The following is a 16340-nucleotide window of genomic DNA, read 5'->3' as shown; positions in this document are numbered from 1 at the left end:
AGTCCTAAAGAATGGGGAGATGCGATGCAGTATAGTGACGCGAGGATATTAGAGGAAATTGAAAGATTTAATCGGTCATTAGAATAAGTAATAAAAAGGCACCCGTAGGTGCCTTTCTCAGTTATTCGCTGCGTGCGGGCTGTTGCTGCTCGCTCTTCACCTGATGCAGATGTACATCCATCTGCGGATAAGGAATGCCGATGCCGTTCGCGTCCAGCGTACGTTTGAAGTTCTTCATCAGATCCCAATAGACGTTTTGCAGATCGCTGCTTTTGCTCCAGCAACGCACCACAAAGTTGAGCGATGATGCGGCCAGTTCATTCAGGCCGATTTGGATACCCAAATCTTTCAGCACACGCTCATCCGCTTCAACCACTTCACGGAAAAGTGCAATTACCTGATCAACATCCGCATCGTAAGCGACGCCAATAATGAATTCGTTACGACGGATCGGTTCGCGCGAATAGTTAATGATATTACCCGCGATGATTTTACCGTTTGGCACCACGACGATTTTGCCATCGGCCGTTTTCAAGGTGGTGGAGAAGATCTGCACATTCTGCACCGTACCCATCACGCCACCGAGATCAACAAATTCACCGGTTTTGAACGGACGGAAGGTCACCAGCAATACGCCGGCAGCCAGGTTGGACAGGGAACCTTGCAGCGCCAAACCCACAGCCAAACCGGCAGCACCCAGCACGGCGATAACGGAAGCGGTTTGCACCCCAACGCGTCCCAGTGCAGCGATGATGGTAAAAGCGATAATACCGTAGCGCACCATTGCAGAGAGGAAATCTGCCACTGTCGCATCAATGTGACGCGCCAGCAGAACGCGGTTAATCGCATTGGAGATAATGCGGGCGATGAACATACCAATGATGATGGTAACAATCGCCGCCACAATATTTACCGCATAGCTCAGGATCAGTTCCTGATTACGTACCAGCCATCCGCCAGCATTGTTAATGCCATCAACGACATTTAAGTCTTCCATTTGTTAGCCCTGTTGTTGAGTTTCCCGCAGGAAATTGCCAAAAACTGCCAGATTGACTCCGACACTCCGCATACAAGGGTAAACAAAAATAGGGCGAAGCGCCAAAAATGGCCTTAAATTACGGGACTTTCCAGACCAGGCGCATAAAAAAAGGCCCTTACGGGCCTTTTTTGTACTGTAAGGAAAAATTACAGTACGTCGACAGCGTTAAGCTCTTTGAAAGCCTGCTCCAGGCGAACAACCATTGAAGCCTGAGCAGAACGCAGCCACACGCGTGGATCGTAGTATTTTTTGTTCGGGCTATCTACGCCAGTCGGGTTACCCAACTGAGCTTGCAGATAGTCTTCGTTCTTTTTGTAGTACTGCAGAATACCGTCCCACGTTGCCCATTGGGTGTCGGTATCGATGTTCATCTTGATCACGCCGTAGCCGATAGACTCTTCGATTTCTGCAGCAGAAGAACCTGAACCACCGTGGAACACGAAGTCCAGCGCGTTGTGCGCCAGATTGTGTTTCTTGGTCACGTATTCCTGAGAATCACGCAGGATGGTTGGAGTCAGTTTCACGTTGCCTGGCTTGTATACGCCGTGCACGTTGCCGAAAGAAGCAGCGATGGTGAAACGCGGGCTGATTTTGCTCAGCTCGGTGTAAGCGTAATCAACGTCTTCTGGCTGAGTGTACAGCGCAGAAGCGTCCATGTGGCTGTTGTCCACGCCGTCTTCTTCGCCACCGGTGCAACCCAGTTCGATTTCCAGCGTCATATCCAGCTTGGCCATGCGCGCCAGATACTTAGCAGAGATCTCGATGTTCTCTTCCAGTGACTCTTCAGACAGGTCGATCATGTGAGAAGAGAACAGCGGCTTACCGGTTTTCTTGAAGTGCTCTTCGCCCGCGTCCAGCAGACCGTCGATCCACGGCAGCAGTTTCTTGGCGCAGTGGTCGGTGTGCAGGATTACTGGCACGCCGTACTGTTCAGCCATCAGATGCACATGGTATGCACCCGCGATAGCGCCGAAGATAGCCGCGCCCTGAGGCTTGTCGGTTTTGAAACCTTTACCGGCGATGAAGGCAGCACCACCATTGGAGAACTGAACGATGACCGGCGCTTTCACTTTGGCCGCAGCTTCCAATACCGCGTTGATAGAGTCCGTGCCGACGCAGTTAACTGCTGGCAGAGCGAATTTGTTCTCTTTCGCTACCTGGAAAATTTTCTGAACGTCGTCACCAGTGACAACGCCGGGTTTTACGAAATCAAAAATTTTAGACATGTTTGTGTCCCGTTTCGTTACCGTTCATCCCCGAAGGGATTGCGATTTGATTGCCCCATAAAGGGCTAGCCTTCAGGCGACGCCAAAGCGCCGCCCCCAAAGAGTTACTGCTTGGCGCGCTCTTCCAGCATAGCAACTGCTGGCAGTTTTTTGCCTTCCACGAACTCGAGGAATGCGCCGCCGCCGGTAGAGATATAAGAGATCTTATCTTCGATACCGAACAGGTCGATTGCAGCCAGCGTATCGCCGCCACCTGCCACTGAGAACGCATCGCTATCAGCGATAGCATTCGCCACGATTTCGGTGCCTTTACGGAAGTTCGGGAACTCGAACACGCCAACCGGGCCGTTCCACAGAATGGTTTTCGCGCCTTTCAGAATCGCGGCCATTGCCTGTGCAGTTTCGTCGCCGAAGTCCATAATCTCTTCGTTATCCGCTACTTCGGAAACCTTTTTCACGGTTGCCGGCGCAGTTTCAGAGAATTCCGTGCCTACGCGAGAATCGGTAGGAACCGGGATGCCGTGCTCGTCACGCAGTTTTTTCGCTGCTTCAACGAAGTCTGGCTCGTACAGTGATTTACCGACGTTGTTTTCGATAGCAACGAAGGTATTCGCGATACCGCCGCCCACAATCACGGTGTCCGCAATCTGCACCAGTGACTGCAGCACATCAAATTTGGTCGACACTTTAGAACCGCCAACCACAGCAACCAGCGGACGCTCTGGGTTGCTCATTACTTTGCCCAGCGCTTCCAGCTCAGCTGACAGCAGCGGACCGGCACAGGCGATTGGTGCAAACTTGCCCACGCCGTGGGTAGAAGCCTGTGCGCGGTGCGCGGTACCGAACGCATCCATCACGAACACGTCGCACAGCGCGGCATATTTCTTCGACAGGCCTTCTTCGTCTTTTTTCTCGCCTTTGTTAAAGCGTACGTTTTCCAGCACAACCAGTTCACCCGCGTTGACTTCAACACCTTTGAGGTAATCTTTTGCCAGGGTAACGTTGGTGCCGTTCAGTTTGTCTTTCAGGTAGTTAACAACCGGCAGCAGGGAGAACTCTTCGTTGTATTCACCTTCGGTCGGACGACCCAGGTGAGAGGTAACCATCACTTTCGCGCCCTGTTTCAACGCCGCTTCGATGGTAGGCAGAGAAGCACGAATACGTGCATCTGACGTCACTTTCCCTTCTTTCACTGGCACGTTGAGATCGGCACGGATCAGAACGCGTTTACCAGCAAGATCCAGATCGGTCATCTTAATTACAGACATGGTGAACCCTCTCGTTGATTCTCATAAGTTTTGCCAGACGCAGTCCGCGTCTTACCTGAAACCGCTTGCGGCCATTGCTAACGTGGTGTCGATCATGCGGTTAGCAAAGCCCCATTCGTTGTCACACCAAACCAGCGTTTTGATAAGGTGATGACCACTGACCCGCGTTTGCGTGCCATCGACTATGGCACTGTGCGGATCATGGTTAAAATCTACTGAGACTAACGGTAATTCCGTATAGTCAACTATACCACGAAACGCCCCTTCTGACGCGTTTTGCAGCAACGCGTTGACCTCACACGCCTTCACCGCTTCGCGCACCGACACGCTCAAATCAATGGCTGTCACGTTGATGGTAGGCACGCGCACCGCAATCGCCTCAAAGCGATCGTTAAATTTCGGAAAAATACGGGTAATGCCAGCAGCAAGACGCGTATCTACCGGAATGATCGATTGGCTGGCGGCGCGGGTACGACGCAGATCGCTGTGATAGGCGTCGATCACCTGCTGATCGTGCATCGCCGAGTGAATGGTGGTCACGGTGCCCGACTCAATGCCAAAGGCGTCATCCAGCAACTTGATCACCGGAATAATGCAGTTGGTGGTACAGGATGCGTTGGAGACAATGCGGTCAGTTTGTTTAAGAGCTTGTTCGTTAACACCAAATACGACTGTGGCATCGAGATCGTTACCGCCCGGATGCGAGAACAACACTTTCTTCGCACCTGCTGCCAGATGGGCTTCGCCATCAGCGCGGCTGCCGTACACGCCGGTGCAATCCAGCACGATATCCACATTCAGTTCGCGCCACGGCAACACATCAATTTCCGCCTGATGCAGGATGCGAATGGTGTCGTCGCCAACAAACAGTTGATCGCGCTCCTGTCGCACATCAAAGGCAAAACGGCCGTGGCTGGTGTCGTACTTCAGCAGATGCGCCATCCCGGCGGCGTCGGCCAGCTCGTTAATGGCGACCACGGTGATCTCAGCCCGGCGACCGGTTTCATACAGAGCGCGCAACACGTTACGCCCGATACGACCAAAACCATTTATTGCTACGCGAACGGTCATTTCTACCTTCAACAACACCCGAAAAAACGTGCCGATTAGCCTGAGCGTTTCACACCGTTTTGTACAGGGAATTATTGCTTGCCCGCACCGGCAAGATGCACGTTCTTGCTCGTAACTGAAACGGTTCAGCTAGAGTAATGCAAGAGAGGAATAACGGGAATGATTGCGATCAAGTGAGTGGAGGAATATTGGATCTACGTCACAAATTTTGCACTGCGGGATTATTACTGCAGGAATAATTGAACCGTTTCAGGTTGGAGGTGATGAAACAATAAGGGCGCCCCGGTTGGGACGCCCTTTATACCCGCTGTGTAGGGTCGCCATTCATGGCGACCTCAAATCACAGAATCGATTTCGCCGTTTTAACCACATTCTCAACGGTGAAACCAAACTCTTTGAACAGCTGATCCGCAGGCGCTGACTCACCGAAAGTGGTCATGCCGACGATGGCGCCGTTCAGGCCGGTGTATTTGAACCAGTAATCGGCGATACCCGCTTCAATCGCCACGCGCGCGGCAACCGCTTTCGGCAGCACGGATTCGCGGTACGCCGCGTCCTGTTTGTCGAAGGCGTCAGTGGATGGCATAGACACCACCCGCACCTTGCGGCCTTCCGCCGTCAGCTGTTCAAATGCAGCCACCGCCAGCTCCACTTCTGAACCGGTAGCGATCAGGATCAGCTCTGGCGTACCTTCGCTGTCCTTCAGCACGTAACCGCCGCGCGCCACGTTCGCCAGCTGCTCAGCGCTACGATCCTGCTGCGCCAGGTTCTGACGCGAGAAGATCAGCGCCGACGGGCCATCAACACGTTCGATTGCGTACTTCCACGCCACCGCTGACTCAACCTGGTCGCACGGGCGCCACAGGCTCATGTTCGGCGTCACGCGCAGGCTGGCCATCTGCTCAACCGGCTGATGCGTCGGGCCATCTTCGCCCAGACCAATCGAGTCGTGGGTGTAAACCATGATCTGACGGATTTTCATCAGCGCGGCCATACGTGCGGCGTTGCGCGCGTACTCGACGAACATCAGGAAGGTGGCGGTGTACGGCAGGAAGCCGCCGTGCAGCGCCAGGCCGTTGGCGATGGCGGTCATACCGAACTCGCGCACGCCGTAATGGATGTAGTTGCCCGCCGCGTCTTCATTGATTGGCTTCGAGCCGGACCACATGGTGAGGTTGCTTGGCGCCAGGTCAGCAGAGCCGCCCAGATATTCCGGCAGGATTTTACCGAAGGCTTCGATGGCGTTCTGCGAGGCTTTACGGCTGGCGATTTTCGCCGGATTGGCCTGCAGCTGCTCGATAAACTTCTGCGACTCAGTTGCCCAGTTAGCGGGCAGCTCGTTGTTGACGCGACGTTTGAACTCCGCAGCCAGTTCCGGATGTGCAGCGGCGTAGGCCGCAAACTTCTGGTCCCACGCGGACTCTTTCGCCTGGCCGGCTTCTTTGGCATCCCACTGTGCGTAGATATCTGAAGGGATTTCAAACGGACCGTGGTTCCAGCCCAGCTGCTTACGGGTCAGCGCGATTTCATCGGCACCCAGCGGCGCGCCGTGCGAATCGTGCGTACCGGCTTTGTTCGGTGAACCGAAGCCAATCACGGTTTTGCACATCAGCAGCGAAGGTTTGTCGGAAACCGCTTTGGCTTCTTCAACCGCTTTCTTAATTGCGTCTGCGTCGTGACCGTCCACGCCGCGCACCACGTGCCAGCCGTAGGCTTCAAAACGCTTGGCGGTGTCGTCGGTGAACCAGCCGTCCACGTGACCGTCGATGGAGATGCCGTTGTCGTCATAGAAGGCAACCAGTTTACCCAGCTTCAGGGTACCGGCGATGGAGCAGACTTCGTGTGAGATGCCTTCCATCATGCAGCCGTCGCCCATAAACACGTAGGTGTTATGGTCTACGATGTCATGACCCGGACGGTTGAACTGCGCCGCCAGCGTGCGCTCGGCAATGGCAAAACCGACCGCGTTCGCGATGCCCTGACCCAGCGGGCCGGTAGTGGTTTCAACGCCTGCGGTATAACCGTATTCCGGGTGGCCTGGAGTTTTAGAGTGCAGCTGACGGAAGTTCTGCAGCTCGCTCATTGGCAGGTTGTAGCCAGTGAGGTGCAACAGGCTGTAAATCAGCATTGAGCCGTGACCGTTCGACAGCACAAAGCGGTCGCGGTCTGCCCACAGCGGGTTAGTAGGGTTATGGTTCAGGAAGTCACGCCACAGCACTTCGGCGATGTCCGCCATGCCCATTGGGGCACCCGGATGTCCCGAATTGGCTTTCTGTACTGCATCCATACTTAACGCGCGAATGGCGTTGGCAAGCTCTTTACGAGAGGGCATCTTCTACTCCAGGTCGGATTAATGCTCCGCCACGCTTAACTTATTGTAATTAATCAGTTATAAGGCGAAGCGAGAAAAAAGTCGCACATCAATGTACATGAAAATCAGGACAAAAGTACATGCATCTGGGTGCTAAATCACGGGTAACCGTTTGCATTTCCGGCCTTGTCTGCTAGCCATTGCACAACATGCGAGCTATAACCAAATCGTTTAAACACCTGTGACGGTTTCAGGTGTTTGTTTTCTTTACCTTGTTACCCAAAGGATGCCGATATGAAAATGAGAGCTACCATTGTTGCTCTGGGAATGGCTTCGTTGCTGAGCGGCTGCGAAGGATTTGATAACAACGCGCTGCTGCAATCCGGTGCGCAGGCTTATCAGGCCTACGCGCTGAACGATGCACAGGTGAAAGAGTTAAGCGATCAATCCTGTGCGCAGATGGATAAAGACAATCAGGTTGCACCCGCCAACAGTGAATATCAGCAACGCCTGAACAAAATCGCGGCGGCGCTCGGCGATAACATCAACGGCGTGCCTGCCAACTACAAGGTGTATCAGACTAAAGACGTCAACGCCTGGGCGATGGCCAACGGTTGTATTCGCGTCTACAGCGGCTTGATGGACATGATGACCGACAACGAAGTCGAAGGTGTGCTTGGCCATGAGATGGGCCACGTCGCACTGGGCCATACGCGTAAAGCGATGCAGGTGGCGCTGACTACTACCGCAACGCGCACCGCTGCGGCTTCCGTCGGCGGCGTGATCGGTTCGCTATCACAATCGCAATTGGGTGAAATGGGTGAAAAACTGGTGAATGCACAGTTCTCACAAACCCAGGAAACACAAGCCGATGATTACTCGTTTGATCTGATGAAAAAGCGCGGTATTGATCCGATGGGATTAGCGACCAGTTTTGAGAAGCTGGCGAAACTGGAACAGGGACGCCAGAGTTCGATGTTTGATTCGCACCCGGACTCGGAAGCGCGCGCCCAGCATATTCGTGAGCGCATTGCCGCTGGGAAGTAATATCACACGCAGCAAAAAGGAGCGCATTAATGCGCTCCTTACACGTAGGGTCGGCATTCATGCCGACCAGGCAAAACTCAACGCTTAAACAACCCATCCACCATCGCACCCAAATCCTGGGTATTCGACGTATCGATGTGGCCCTGCGGCGACAGCTTATCAATCACCTGCGGCAACAAAGCGGCCAGCGTACCGGACGCACCATTGACATCAGTGCCAAGCTTATCCGCCAGCGACTGCAGCTGATCCTGGCCAAGCGCATTTTGAATCTCGCCACCATCAACCGACTGATTACTGCCGCTGCCAATCCAGCTATTCAGCACCTGCCCAAGTCCGCCCTGCTGAAATTTCTGCAGCAGTACTTCAACGCCGCCCTGCTCCTGTACCCAGTTCCAGATAGCCATCAGCTGTTGCATCTGATTGCCCTGCCCGCTTCCGTTGCTGTTTCCCAGCGATCCAACTAAATCGTCCAGTAAACCCATAGTCGCCTCCGCAGATTAATTAACCGCCAGTAAGTGTAGCCGCAAGCAAAAGGATTAACCTTTATTTGCCGCCTGCACGTGCAGCATGTCCAGCGCCAGCGTGGCTGCTGCCAGCGAGGTCAGATCTGCGTGATCGTAGCCCGGCGCCACTTCTACCAGATCCATGCCAACGATGTTCATGCCCTGTAAACCGCGAATCAGCTTAGTGGCTTTATCGCTGCTGAGACCGCCAATCACTGGCGTACCGGTGCCCGGTGCGTGTGCCGGATCGAGGCAGTCGATATCGAAGGTCAGATAGACCGGCAGATCGCCAACGGTACGCTTCACTTCCGCCAGAATGTCATCCACGCTGCGGTCGTTGACCTGCGCGGCATCCAGCACGTTGAAACCGAGGCTCTTATCGAACTCGGTACGAATGCCGATCTGCACGGAATGTTGAGGATCGATCAAACCCTCTTTCGGCGCGGTGAAGAACATAGTGCCGTGATCGAACGTCGGGCCGTTGGAATAGGTATCGGTGTGCGCATCGAAATGCACCAGCGCCATTTTACCGAAGTGCTTAGCGTGCGCGCGCAGCAGCGGCAACGTAACGTAGTGGTCACCGCCAAAAGTCAGCATACGTTTACCGTTCGCCAGCAGTTTCTCGGCGTGCGCCTGCAGTTTGTCAGAGAGATCCTGTGAATCGCCAAAGGCATAAACCAAATCGCCGCAGTCCACCACGTTCAGACGCTGACGCAGATCGAAGTCCCACGGCCAGCGGCAGCCTTCCCACGCCAGGTTGGTTGAGATCTGACGAATCGCGCCCGGCCCTAAACGGCTGCCCGGACGACCTGAGGTTGCGGCATCGAACGGTACACCGGTGATGACCCACTCAGCGTCACTGTCGTAAGGCTGGAAGTTTAGCGGGAAGCGCATGAAACCGAAGGCGTTAGAAACCAGGGAGTTATCGTACTGATTGCCCAGGGTGTTATACATAATTCGTCCTCATTAAGGCGGTAATCGTTTCACCAGTTTAGGATATAAATAAAAAATCCCCTCCGCGTCGTTGAACCCGACGAGGAAGGGATTGATTGGCGCGATTATCGCGGAGATTGTGGCTTACTGCAATCAGCGCGTTTATGGGGTTTATTAAATCAACTAACACGATCTCTTCATACAATATAAAGAAGTCGACCAGCAAAAAAAAAGAATTGTTCTTATATAAATTAAGCCGTTTCTTAACGATATAAAACTTTAATTTACCAAGCCACAAAAATCTATTAATAGCAATTAAATTAATAGTCAAAAACGTCTAGAACCAATTCACTTCGCTCTGATAATTTATTCTACAGAAATAAGAAAGGAATCGATAGACACTCAGGGAATTCAGTATGGAGATATAAGCTTTTTCTTATAAAACAAGCTCCTCACTGATCAGATTAAATGAATCAGCATTATGCCGCGAGTAAGTTAAGCACTCATACAAACGCATAATATGTTCTTCCATGTAAGCCTCCCAGCTATCTTTTTACTCTCATTTCATTTTATCTATCGTCATGTAAGCCATGTAAAAACATTGGATCATGCCTGGCGAAAGTGACCTCGTTCATTAACTGTTAAATGAGTTTTTAAATGGCAAGAAGTGGAATAGAAGTACAAAAATCTACTATTAAGGCACTGTTTTTCCGTGAATTAAGCACGCGCTTCGGTAAATTCCGCTTGGGATACCTGTGGGCTATCATCGAACCTGCCGCTCATTTATTAGTATTATTAAGTATCTTCAGCTTCATTATGCACCGCACAATGCGGGATATTTCATTTCCTGTTTTTTTACTCAATGGGATTATTCTCTATTTGATATTTAGCAGTATCGTTAATCGCTCCATTGGTGCGATTGACGCCAACAAAGGTCTCTTTAATTACCGACCAGTAAAACCAATAGATACGGTTTTATCACGTGCTTTTCTCGAGTCAGTGATATATCTCACCGTTTACGTCTTGCTTATGGGATGCATTTGGGCGGCTGGCGAACATTTTGTGTTGCTCGATTTGCTACAACTCGCGCTGAGTTGGGGTTTAATGATTTTATTCTCCAGCAGCATTGGCATCATAGTGATGACAATTGGGAGCGTTTTTACTGAAACACATAAGATTTTACCTATTCTGCTCAAACCTCTTTATTTTATTTCAGGCGTGATGTTTCCGCTGCAATCCATTCCAGAAAAATACTGGCCGTTCTTGTTATGGAATCCCATCCTGCATGCAGTTGAATTGAGTCGCGAGGCAATCATCCCGGGCTATGTCAGCGTAGGCGTGAGTATAGATTATTTAGCAATCGCAACACTGTGCACGATCTTTATCGGGCTTGCGATATATAGAACACGCGAAGAGGCGATGCTGACATCATGATTAAAATTGAGAACCTCACAAAATCCTATCGTACACCAACGGGTCGGCACTATGTATTTAAAGGGATGAGTGTCGAATTGCCAACAGGCATAAGTGTCGCGCTTGTAGGCCGCAATGGTGCGGGAAAATCAACCCTACTTCGCATGATCGGCGGGATTGACAGACCAGACTCAGGCACGATCACTACCACTAAAACTATATCCTGGCCTTTAGGATTGAGTGGTGGCTTTCAGGGAAGTTTGACTGGTAGAGAAAACGTAAAGTTTGTTTCCCGCCTCTATGCGAAGAAAGAGCAATTAAGAGAGAAGATTGCATTCGTCGAAGATTTTTCTGAACTGGGAAAATACTTCGATATGCCGATAAAAACCTATTCGTCAGGAATGAAATCACGTCTGGGTTTTGGTTTAAGTATGGCATTTGATTTTGACTACTACATCGTTGATGAAATCACTGCAGTTGGTGATAGTCGATTTAAATTAAAATGCGCCAATATATTTAAAGAAAAAAGTGAAAAATCAAACATTTTGATGGTTTCACATAGTTTCAAATCATTAAAAGAACATTGCGATTCAGCTTTATTCATCAGACGAAGTGGGGAAATAAGCTACTACGATAATATTGATGATGCTATTGCAGAGTATAAATCAGAGGAAAATTTAGAGTGATTAGTAAGAAGGATGCATCATCATGAATAAGATTAAGAAGTTGATATTTAAACCAGGCGTATTTTTCCGTGATGCATTTATAAAGCGCTATCCTATTACCGTCTCTGACGGAAATGGGAGCGTGATTTTAAATAGCAAAAATGATAAATCACAAAATAAAAAGCCTGTCGATGATCAAAGGGTTATTGATTTTGGAAATCTTCCGGTGACATTCCCTATAGACTTTGTCTTTACATGGGTAGACTCTGACGATCCTGATTTTATTGAGGTATTCAATCAGCACGCTCCTGTCGATTCTCAAAAATCAGTGCTATCGGATGCTGCACGCTTTAAATCATTGGATGAACTGCGTTATGCACTTCGCTCAGTTTTTGACTATGCGCCATGGGTGAATAAAGTTTACATTGTGACGAATGGACAGTATCCAGAATGGATGAACATTGACCATCCTAAAGTCCGCATAGTAAGTCACAGCGAGATATTAGAGGAAAAATATCTTCCTACGTTTAACTCGCATGTTATCGAAAGTGCCATCCATAAGATTGAAGATCTTTCGGAACACTATGTGTATTTCAATGATGACATGATGCTGTTAAGGCCTGTTAAACCGGAGTATTTTTTCACTGGCTCAGGTTTAGCTTTTATGTTTACATCAAAAATAAAGTTACCAGCTTCACCGGTTAATCCCGTTTATGACTCCGCTACAGAATGGGGCGCAAAAAATGCCCGTAGATTAATTTTTTCAGAATATGGAGTTTATACAGACCAAATGTTTTCGCATACTTTCTACCCACAATTAAAATCTGTGGCTCAATTGTGTGAAGCAACCTGGCCTGATGCGTTTGATGCCTGTAGGAAAAATAAGTTTAGAGCGATGAATGATCTCCTCTGCACCGGTTTTCTCATTCCTCATGTTGCACAAATAACTGGAAAGTCAATATTTACAAAAACACGCGTGTTCTATTTTAATATTCGAAAGAGAGTGGCATTGGATTATTATCGCATGTTAAAGGATAAAAAAGGTAAGGATACTATTCCCTTTTCAATGTGCCCTAACGATAGGTCTTCCTATGATAGTTTAGACTTTGAAGACTACGCAGAACATTTAACCGAAGCACTAAATTCGTTTTATAACATTCCATCTCCGTTAGAGCTGGCACCTAAAGAAATTAATAATCAGGAATAAATACATCATGGACTCGATAAAAATATCCGAAAAAAAATCGGCAAAAAATGTTTTGATCGTTTTTTCAGCAAGAAATACACCTAAAGGAAAGTTCACTTTTTCCAAAAGATTAGGTCGTATAGCAGCCACTAAAATATTTATTAACGATTACAGTAACGACTGGTATCAAAATGGTGTCCCGGATATTCCTGACCATAAAGAATTAGTTCAATTTCTTAAAGAGAAAATCAAGCTATATAAAAAAAAGGGAGGACAAGTCTGGATACTGGGTTCGAGCATGGGAGCCTATGGTGCACTGAAATTCGGAAGTGCGTTGGCAGCAGACCGAATAGTTGCTTTCAGTCCAGAAGTACAGCTTGGTATGAAGTTTTCTAAAAGCGCCGAGAACAATGTTCCCTACTCTGACGAAGATGTTGACTTATCATCAGTAAGCTATAAAAAAAGTGCCGATGTTATTATCATAAGCAATGACGGTGATCCTGTTGATTACTACTCGGCGACAAAACTCAAAAATGGCATTGAAAATTCGAAAGTTTATTCTTTAAGGAATTTCAAACACAACATTTTAGGTGAACTAACTAAAACGTATAATATTGATAACTTACTTTACGAAATGGTATCAAAAGGTTCATCAAAAGGGTTATGGAGTCTGGAAAAATCAAAATTATACAAAGACAACACGATTGAAGCTTTCAAAGAGATTAATGAAAACCTGGTGACAGGAAAAGAGTTCAACGATAGCTATATAAAAACCATTGAAGCTTTTATCAAAGACGCGCCAAACTGGGGCTACATAAACTATTTGTATGCAATGTGCCTTGACAAAAAAGGCTTTTATTGTGCTGCAACCAAATATTATGAGGCCTGCCGTGAGCTATCACCTTACTTAGGAAGACCTATTGTTCGATTAGCGGAGATCTATTTTAATCGTAATGATCTTGACTCGGTATTGCGATTGCTGGAACCATTCTGTCGCAGTAAACATCATGTCAAAGCGGTCTCAACTCTGGCGAAGTCCTATATGAAAATGGGATTAAATGATACTGCGATTGAAACATGCGCTCACTTTATCAACCATACCAAGTCACAAAAAGATAAATTACTTATTCAAACATTGAAGAAAGAAATTGAAAATATCGAATAAGAAAAGGCCAGTTAACTCTGGCCTATAACTTTATAAGATCGAGCCACCAATGATTACACGAAGATCGCTGTTAAGCATTTTGATTACATTCCCTGCAATAAGTAAAGCAACTGCATTCAACTTTCAATTACCTGATGAGCATATAGATAAAACTGTAAACTCAGTTGCTGATATCAAATATATTGATTTGTTCGATGGGATGATAGTCAAGACCCGCGGATTTTATTACCCCGAAAAAGAAAGCAGTATGCTGTATCGTGTAATATTTGGTAAAAATGTAAAAATCGCTCATTCCATTAAAGTTGGGAGGGAAATTTTCATCATCCCTATTTATAAGGATGTAATTTCTTTCAAGCAATTGGGCCTCAAAATGGATGGCCATTATGATGATACACTTACGTTGAGGAAAATACTTGCAAATGAGGGACAGTACTACTTCAATGAGGGGCATTTAATCGTAAAAAATCATATTGAACTTGGCCCAAATGTAAGGGTTATTGGTTCTGGCATGGCGACATCCATCATTGAATATCGGAATACTAAAAATAGCTGGCTATTCGTTAATGGAGAGAAAGGTAATCCAAACTTCATTAAGCGCAGTGGATATTCCGGAAGAGGTAATTATTTCTTATCCGATTTCTCAATAAATTTACGCGGAGATCTAGCCGAAAAAAGCCGTAGTGCAATGATTTTTGGCCGTTCAAAAAACGTATTTTTACACAACATCCATTTTTATAATGGAAAAAATTCTCATCGAATAGAGTGCAACGCTCAGGAAGATTTCACCATAAGCAACTGCATATTCTCCGATACAATTATTTCCCAATCTGGCTCACACGAAGAAATAAACATCGACTACAACAATAAATCAGGGTTTCCCGCCTATGGCAGTTGGGATAACTCATCGTGTAAAAGAGTGAATATACTATCTTGCAAGTTCATAAACGTACAAAAAGGTGTCGCTTCACATAGCAATCCTGAAAAACATCATCAGTCAATAATAATTAGCGACTGCTTATTCAAAAACACCAGTAGTAATGCGATACAACTTCAAGCAATTGATAACTCTTTTATAGAGAATTGTACTTTCATCGATTGTAAAAAGACAGCGATAAGGTTAATTAATGCACATGGAAATACAATTAAGAACATTCATTCCGATCAAGCCGTATCAGTTAAATCTGACCGTAAAAGCACAAACAACCACTTTCTTAAATAAAAAACCTCCTTTTATAAATTGATATTTAACCCGTTGCGGATTTCTTTATCCGTTTTCAATTCGTCCTTAACTCTGAAAAATGCATCGCCAACATCAGGTTTTTTAAGACAAGGATAATATGCCGAGTTAATCTGCGTTGAAATTAATAGATGAGATAAAAAATTTTCGAATATTTTCATGTCCGGTAATTCGCTCATGCTCCAAAACTTGTCAAGGCTATCCTGGAATGTAAGTCCTTTGATATCATAAAGTGCGTTCCCCATCACCTTCAAAGGTTTGTTATAGTTCAGCGCTAAAATTCCTGCCGTACTATTAATGGTCACAACCCCCTTTGCATAGTTAAGTAAATCCGGCAATGGTAAATCGTGGACATACATTACACGCCCACGGATACCCAGCTGTACGCACAATTGATCAATCAATGAATGGTATTGTCGGTGGCCTCGATCCATTGGGTGATGCTTTATGACAAGCGTGCTTTCTAAAGGTGCATGACGTGCAAAGGATAAAATTACCTCATAGATATAATCCCGAATATCATTACAAGGACTGTGGCTCGTCACCTGACTGTCATTGTATACCTGCAAAATAGCCAGAAAGTAATTTTCATCCAATTCTTGTTGCAACTTCGCAAGTATTTTTCTTTGCTTTAACGAATAAATCACTTTCCGCCATCCTGAACGGATCCAGCAACCGGCTTCATAGCGTATCGATAATGGCTTATGATGTTGGTAGTTCAAAAATTCTTTACGATAGTACCAGCTATTTAAATAGTACCACGCAGCATGAGCATATTGCTTTTTAGTACATGATTCAACAGGCAAAACATGAAGCGGAAGCTGATCGGGTTGATTGAGATAGAAGTTCGCATCGCGTGAAAGCGAAGAATTTGCATTTACACCGCCCTCTTCTAAAGTAATAAACTGCGGCCGTAGATAGCCTTCTTCAAATACTAATATACGCACCCCATTCTCGGATGCCCACTGTTTTGCATAATGGTGAAGAGGTCGGCAGTCGCCAAAACAGATAATGGTATCAAAACGGTATTGTTGCTGAACGTCATCTAACCAACCCGCTATCTCACGAGCTTTAAGCAGGTAGGTCAAAAACCTCCTGTTTTTGCAGTAAAAGCGGTCACCGCCATTGAATACAACGTTAATAACTTCTCGATTATGATACTCCAGCCATTCAGCCAGGAAGGTGAAAAAAGGTCCCATTGGTCCCTGTAATAATAGATATCGCTCACCCGCAAGGATTTTCTTAACAGCTTTCCCTTTGATATTCATGACTGTAG

General features: G+C 47.4%; 14 protein-coding genes. 6 read left to right on the top strand and 8 right to left on the bottom strand.

The window, feature by feature from the left end; translation table 11 throughout:
- Nucleotides 1-121: 121 nt before the first annotated feature.
- The 5 genes from mscS to tkt all read right to left on the bottom strand — a co-directional run bounded on the left by mscS (nt 122) and on the right by tkt (nt 6936).
- The gene (gene mscS / locus BM323_RS08615; protein ID WP_008108267.1) at nt 122-997 is read right to left on the bottom strand and encodes a small-conductance mechanosensitive channel MscS; all 876 of its coding nucleotides are present in this window, start codon (nt 995-997) and stop codon (nt 122-124) included.
- Between the two features lie 188 nt (nt 998-1185).
- Entirely contained in the window at nt 1186-2265 is a 1080-nt protein-coding gene (fbaA, locus tag BM323_RS08610) for a class II fructose-bisphosphate aldolase (protein ID WP_008108269.1), read from the bottom strand.
- A 104-nt stretch (nt 2266-2369) separates the two neighbouring features.
- On the bottom strand, nt 2370-3533 hold the full coding sequence (pgk, locus tag BM323_RS08605; protein WP_008108270.1) for a phosphoglycerate kinase: 1164 nt from the start codon (nt 3531-3533) through the stop codon (nt 2370-2372).
- A gap of 51 nt (nt 3534-3584) precedes the next feature.
- Entirely contained in the window at nt 3585-4604 is a 1020-nt protein-coding gene (gene epd, locus BM323_RS08600; protein ID WP_008108272.1) for an erythrose-4-phosphate dehydrogenase, read from the bottom strand.
- 340 nt (nt 4605-4944) lie between these two features.
- Entirely contained in the window at nt 4945-6936 is a 1992-nt protein-coding gene (gene tkt / locus BM323_RS08595; RefSeq protein ID WP_091003662.1) for a transketolase, read from the bottom strand.
- 273 nt (nt 6937-7209) lie between these two features.
- Here tkt and BM323_RS08590 point away from each other — a divergent pair, with 273 nt between their 5' ends.
- The gene (locus BM323_RS08590) at nt 7210-7962 is read left to right on the top strand and encodes a metalloprotease LoiP (protein ID WP_008107309.1); all 753 of its coding nucleotides are present in this window, start codon (nt 7210-7212) and stop codon (nt 7960-7962) included.
- 77 nt (nt 7963-8039) lie between these two features.
- Here BM323_RS08590 and BM323_RS08585 read toward each other — a convergent pair whose 3' ends face one another.
- On the bottom strand, nt 8040-8444 hold the full coding sequence (locus BM323_RS08585) for a YidB family protein (protein ID WP_008107307.1): 405 nt from the start codon (nt 8442-8444) through the stop codon (nt 8040-8042).
- Nucleotides 8445-8498: 54 nt separating this feature from the next.
- Entirely contained in the window at nt 8499-9419 is a 921-nt protein-coding gene (speB, locus tag BM323_RS08580) for an agmatinase (RefSeq protein ID WP_007890305.1), read from the bottom strand.
- 636 nt (nt 9420-10055) lie between these two features.
- Between speB and BM323_RS08575 the strand changes: the two genes are divergently transcribed.
- Genes BM323_RS08575 through BM323_RS08555 form a run of 5 tightly spaced genes read left to right on the top strand, consistent with a single transcriptional unit; the run spans nt 10056 to nt 15046 of the window.
- Nucleotides 10056-10832, top strand: a complete 777-nt coding sequence (locus tag BM323_RS08575; protein ID WP_008107303.1) for an ABC transporter permease — start codon at nt 10056-10058, stop codon at nt 10830-10832.
- Nucleotides 10829-11497, top strand: a complete 669-nt coding sequence (locus BM323_RS08570; protein ID WP_008107301.1) for an ABC transporter ATP-binding protein — start codon at nt 10829-10831, stop codon at nt 11495-11497. Before BM323_RS08575 ends, BM323_RS08570 begins: the two co-directional genes overlap by 4 nt.
- A gap of 22 nt (nt 11498-11519) precedes the next feature.
- Nucleotides 11520-12683, top strand: a complete 1164-nt coding sequence (locus tag BM323_RS08565) for a Stealth CR1 domain-containing protein (RefSeq protein WP_008107299.1) — start codon at nt 11520-11522, stop codon at nt 12681-12683.
- 7 nt (nt 12684-12690) lie between these two features.
- Complete coding sequence (locus tag BM323_RS08560; RefSeq protein WP_008107297.1) at nt 12691-13827, top strand: tetratricopeptide repeat protein; 1137 nt, start codon at nt 12691-12693, stop codon at nt 13825-13827.
- 49 nt (nt 13828-13876) lie between these two features.
- Nucleotides 13877-15046, top strand: coding sequence for a glycoside hydrolase family protein (locus tag BM323_RS08555; RefSeq protein WP_008107295.1), 1170 nt, complete (start codon nt 13877-13879; stop codon nt 15044-15046).
- An 11-nt stretch (nt 15047-15057) separates the two neighbouring features.
- On the opposite strand, the gene BM323_RS08550 is transcribed toward BM323_RS08555, so the two are convergent.
- Nucleotides 15058-16326 carry a capsule biosynthesis protein gene (locus BM323_RS08550; RefSeq protein ID WP_254773238.1) on the bottom strand — a complete coding sequence of 423 codons (1269 nt, stop codon included), beginning with the start codon at nt 16324-16326 and terminating at the stop codon, nt 15058-15060.
- Between the last annotated feature and the right edge of the window lie 14 nt (nt 16327-16340).

The organism is Pantoea sp. YR525, assembly GCF_900116775.1.
GTDB classification, from domain to species: domain Bacteria; phylum Pseudomonadota; class Gammaproteobacteria; order Enterobacterales; family Enterobacteriaceae; genus Pantoea; species Pantoea symbiotica.
Note: the sequence above shows the minus strand (reverse complement) of the source record. Positions and strands in the feature narration are given on the sequence as shown.

Bases quoted from the DNA above. Each gene is read 5' to 3' on its own strand.
- mscS (WP_008108267.1), bottom strand. From the start codon at position 997: ATGGAAGACTTAAATGTCGTTGATGGCATTAACAATGCTGGCGGATGG.
- fbaA (WP_008108269.1), bottom strand. From the start codon at position 2,265: ATGTCTAAAATTTTTGATTTCGTAAAACCCGGCGTTGTCACTGGTGAC.
- pgk (WP_008108270.1), bottom strand. From the start codon at position 3,533: ATGTCTGTAATTAAGATGACCGATCTGGATCTTGCTGGTAAACGCGTT.
- epd (WP_008108272.1), bottom strand. From the start codon at position 4,604: ATGACCGTTCGCGTAGCAATAAATGGTTTTGGTCGTATCGGGCGTAAC.
- tkt (WP_091003662.1), bottom strand. From the start codon at position 6,936: ATGCCCTCTCGTAAAGAGCTTGCCAACGCCATTCGCGCGTTAAGTATG.
- BM323_RS08590 (WP_008107309.1), top strand. From the start codon at position 7,210: ATGAAAATGAGAGCTACCATTGTTGCTCTGGGAATGGCTTCGTTGCTG.
- BM323_RS08585 (WP_008107307.1), bottom strand. From the start codon at position 8,444: ATGGGTTTACTGGACGATTTAGTTGGATCGCTGGGAAACAGCAACGGA.
- speB (WP_007890305.1), bottom strand. From the start codon at position 9,419: ATGTATAACACCCTGGGCAATCAGTACGATAACTCCCTGGTTTCTAAC.
- BM323_RS08575 (WP_008107303.1), top strand. From the start codon at position 10,056: ATGGCAAGAAGTGGAATAGAAGTACAAAAATCTACTATTAAGGCACTG.
- BM323_RS08570 (WP_008107301.1), top strand. From the start codon at position 10,829: ATGATTAAAATTGAGAACCTCACAAAATCCTATCGTACACCAACGGGT.
- BM323_RS08565 (WP_008107299.1), top strand. From the start codon at position 11,520: ATGAATAAGATTAAGAAGTTGATATTTAAACCAGGCGTATTTTTCCGT.
- BM323_RS08560 (WP_008107297.1), top strand. From the start codon at position 12,691: ATGGACTCGATAAAAATATCCGAAAAAAAATCGGCAAAAAATGTTTTG.
- BM323_RS08555 (WP_008107295.1), top strand. From the start codon at position 13,877: ATGATTACACGAAGATCGCTGTTAAGCATTTTGATTACATTCCCTGCA.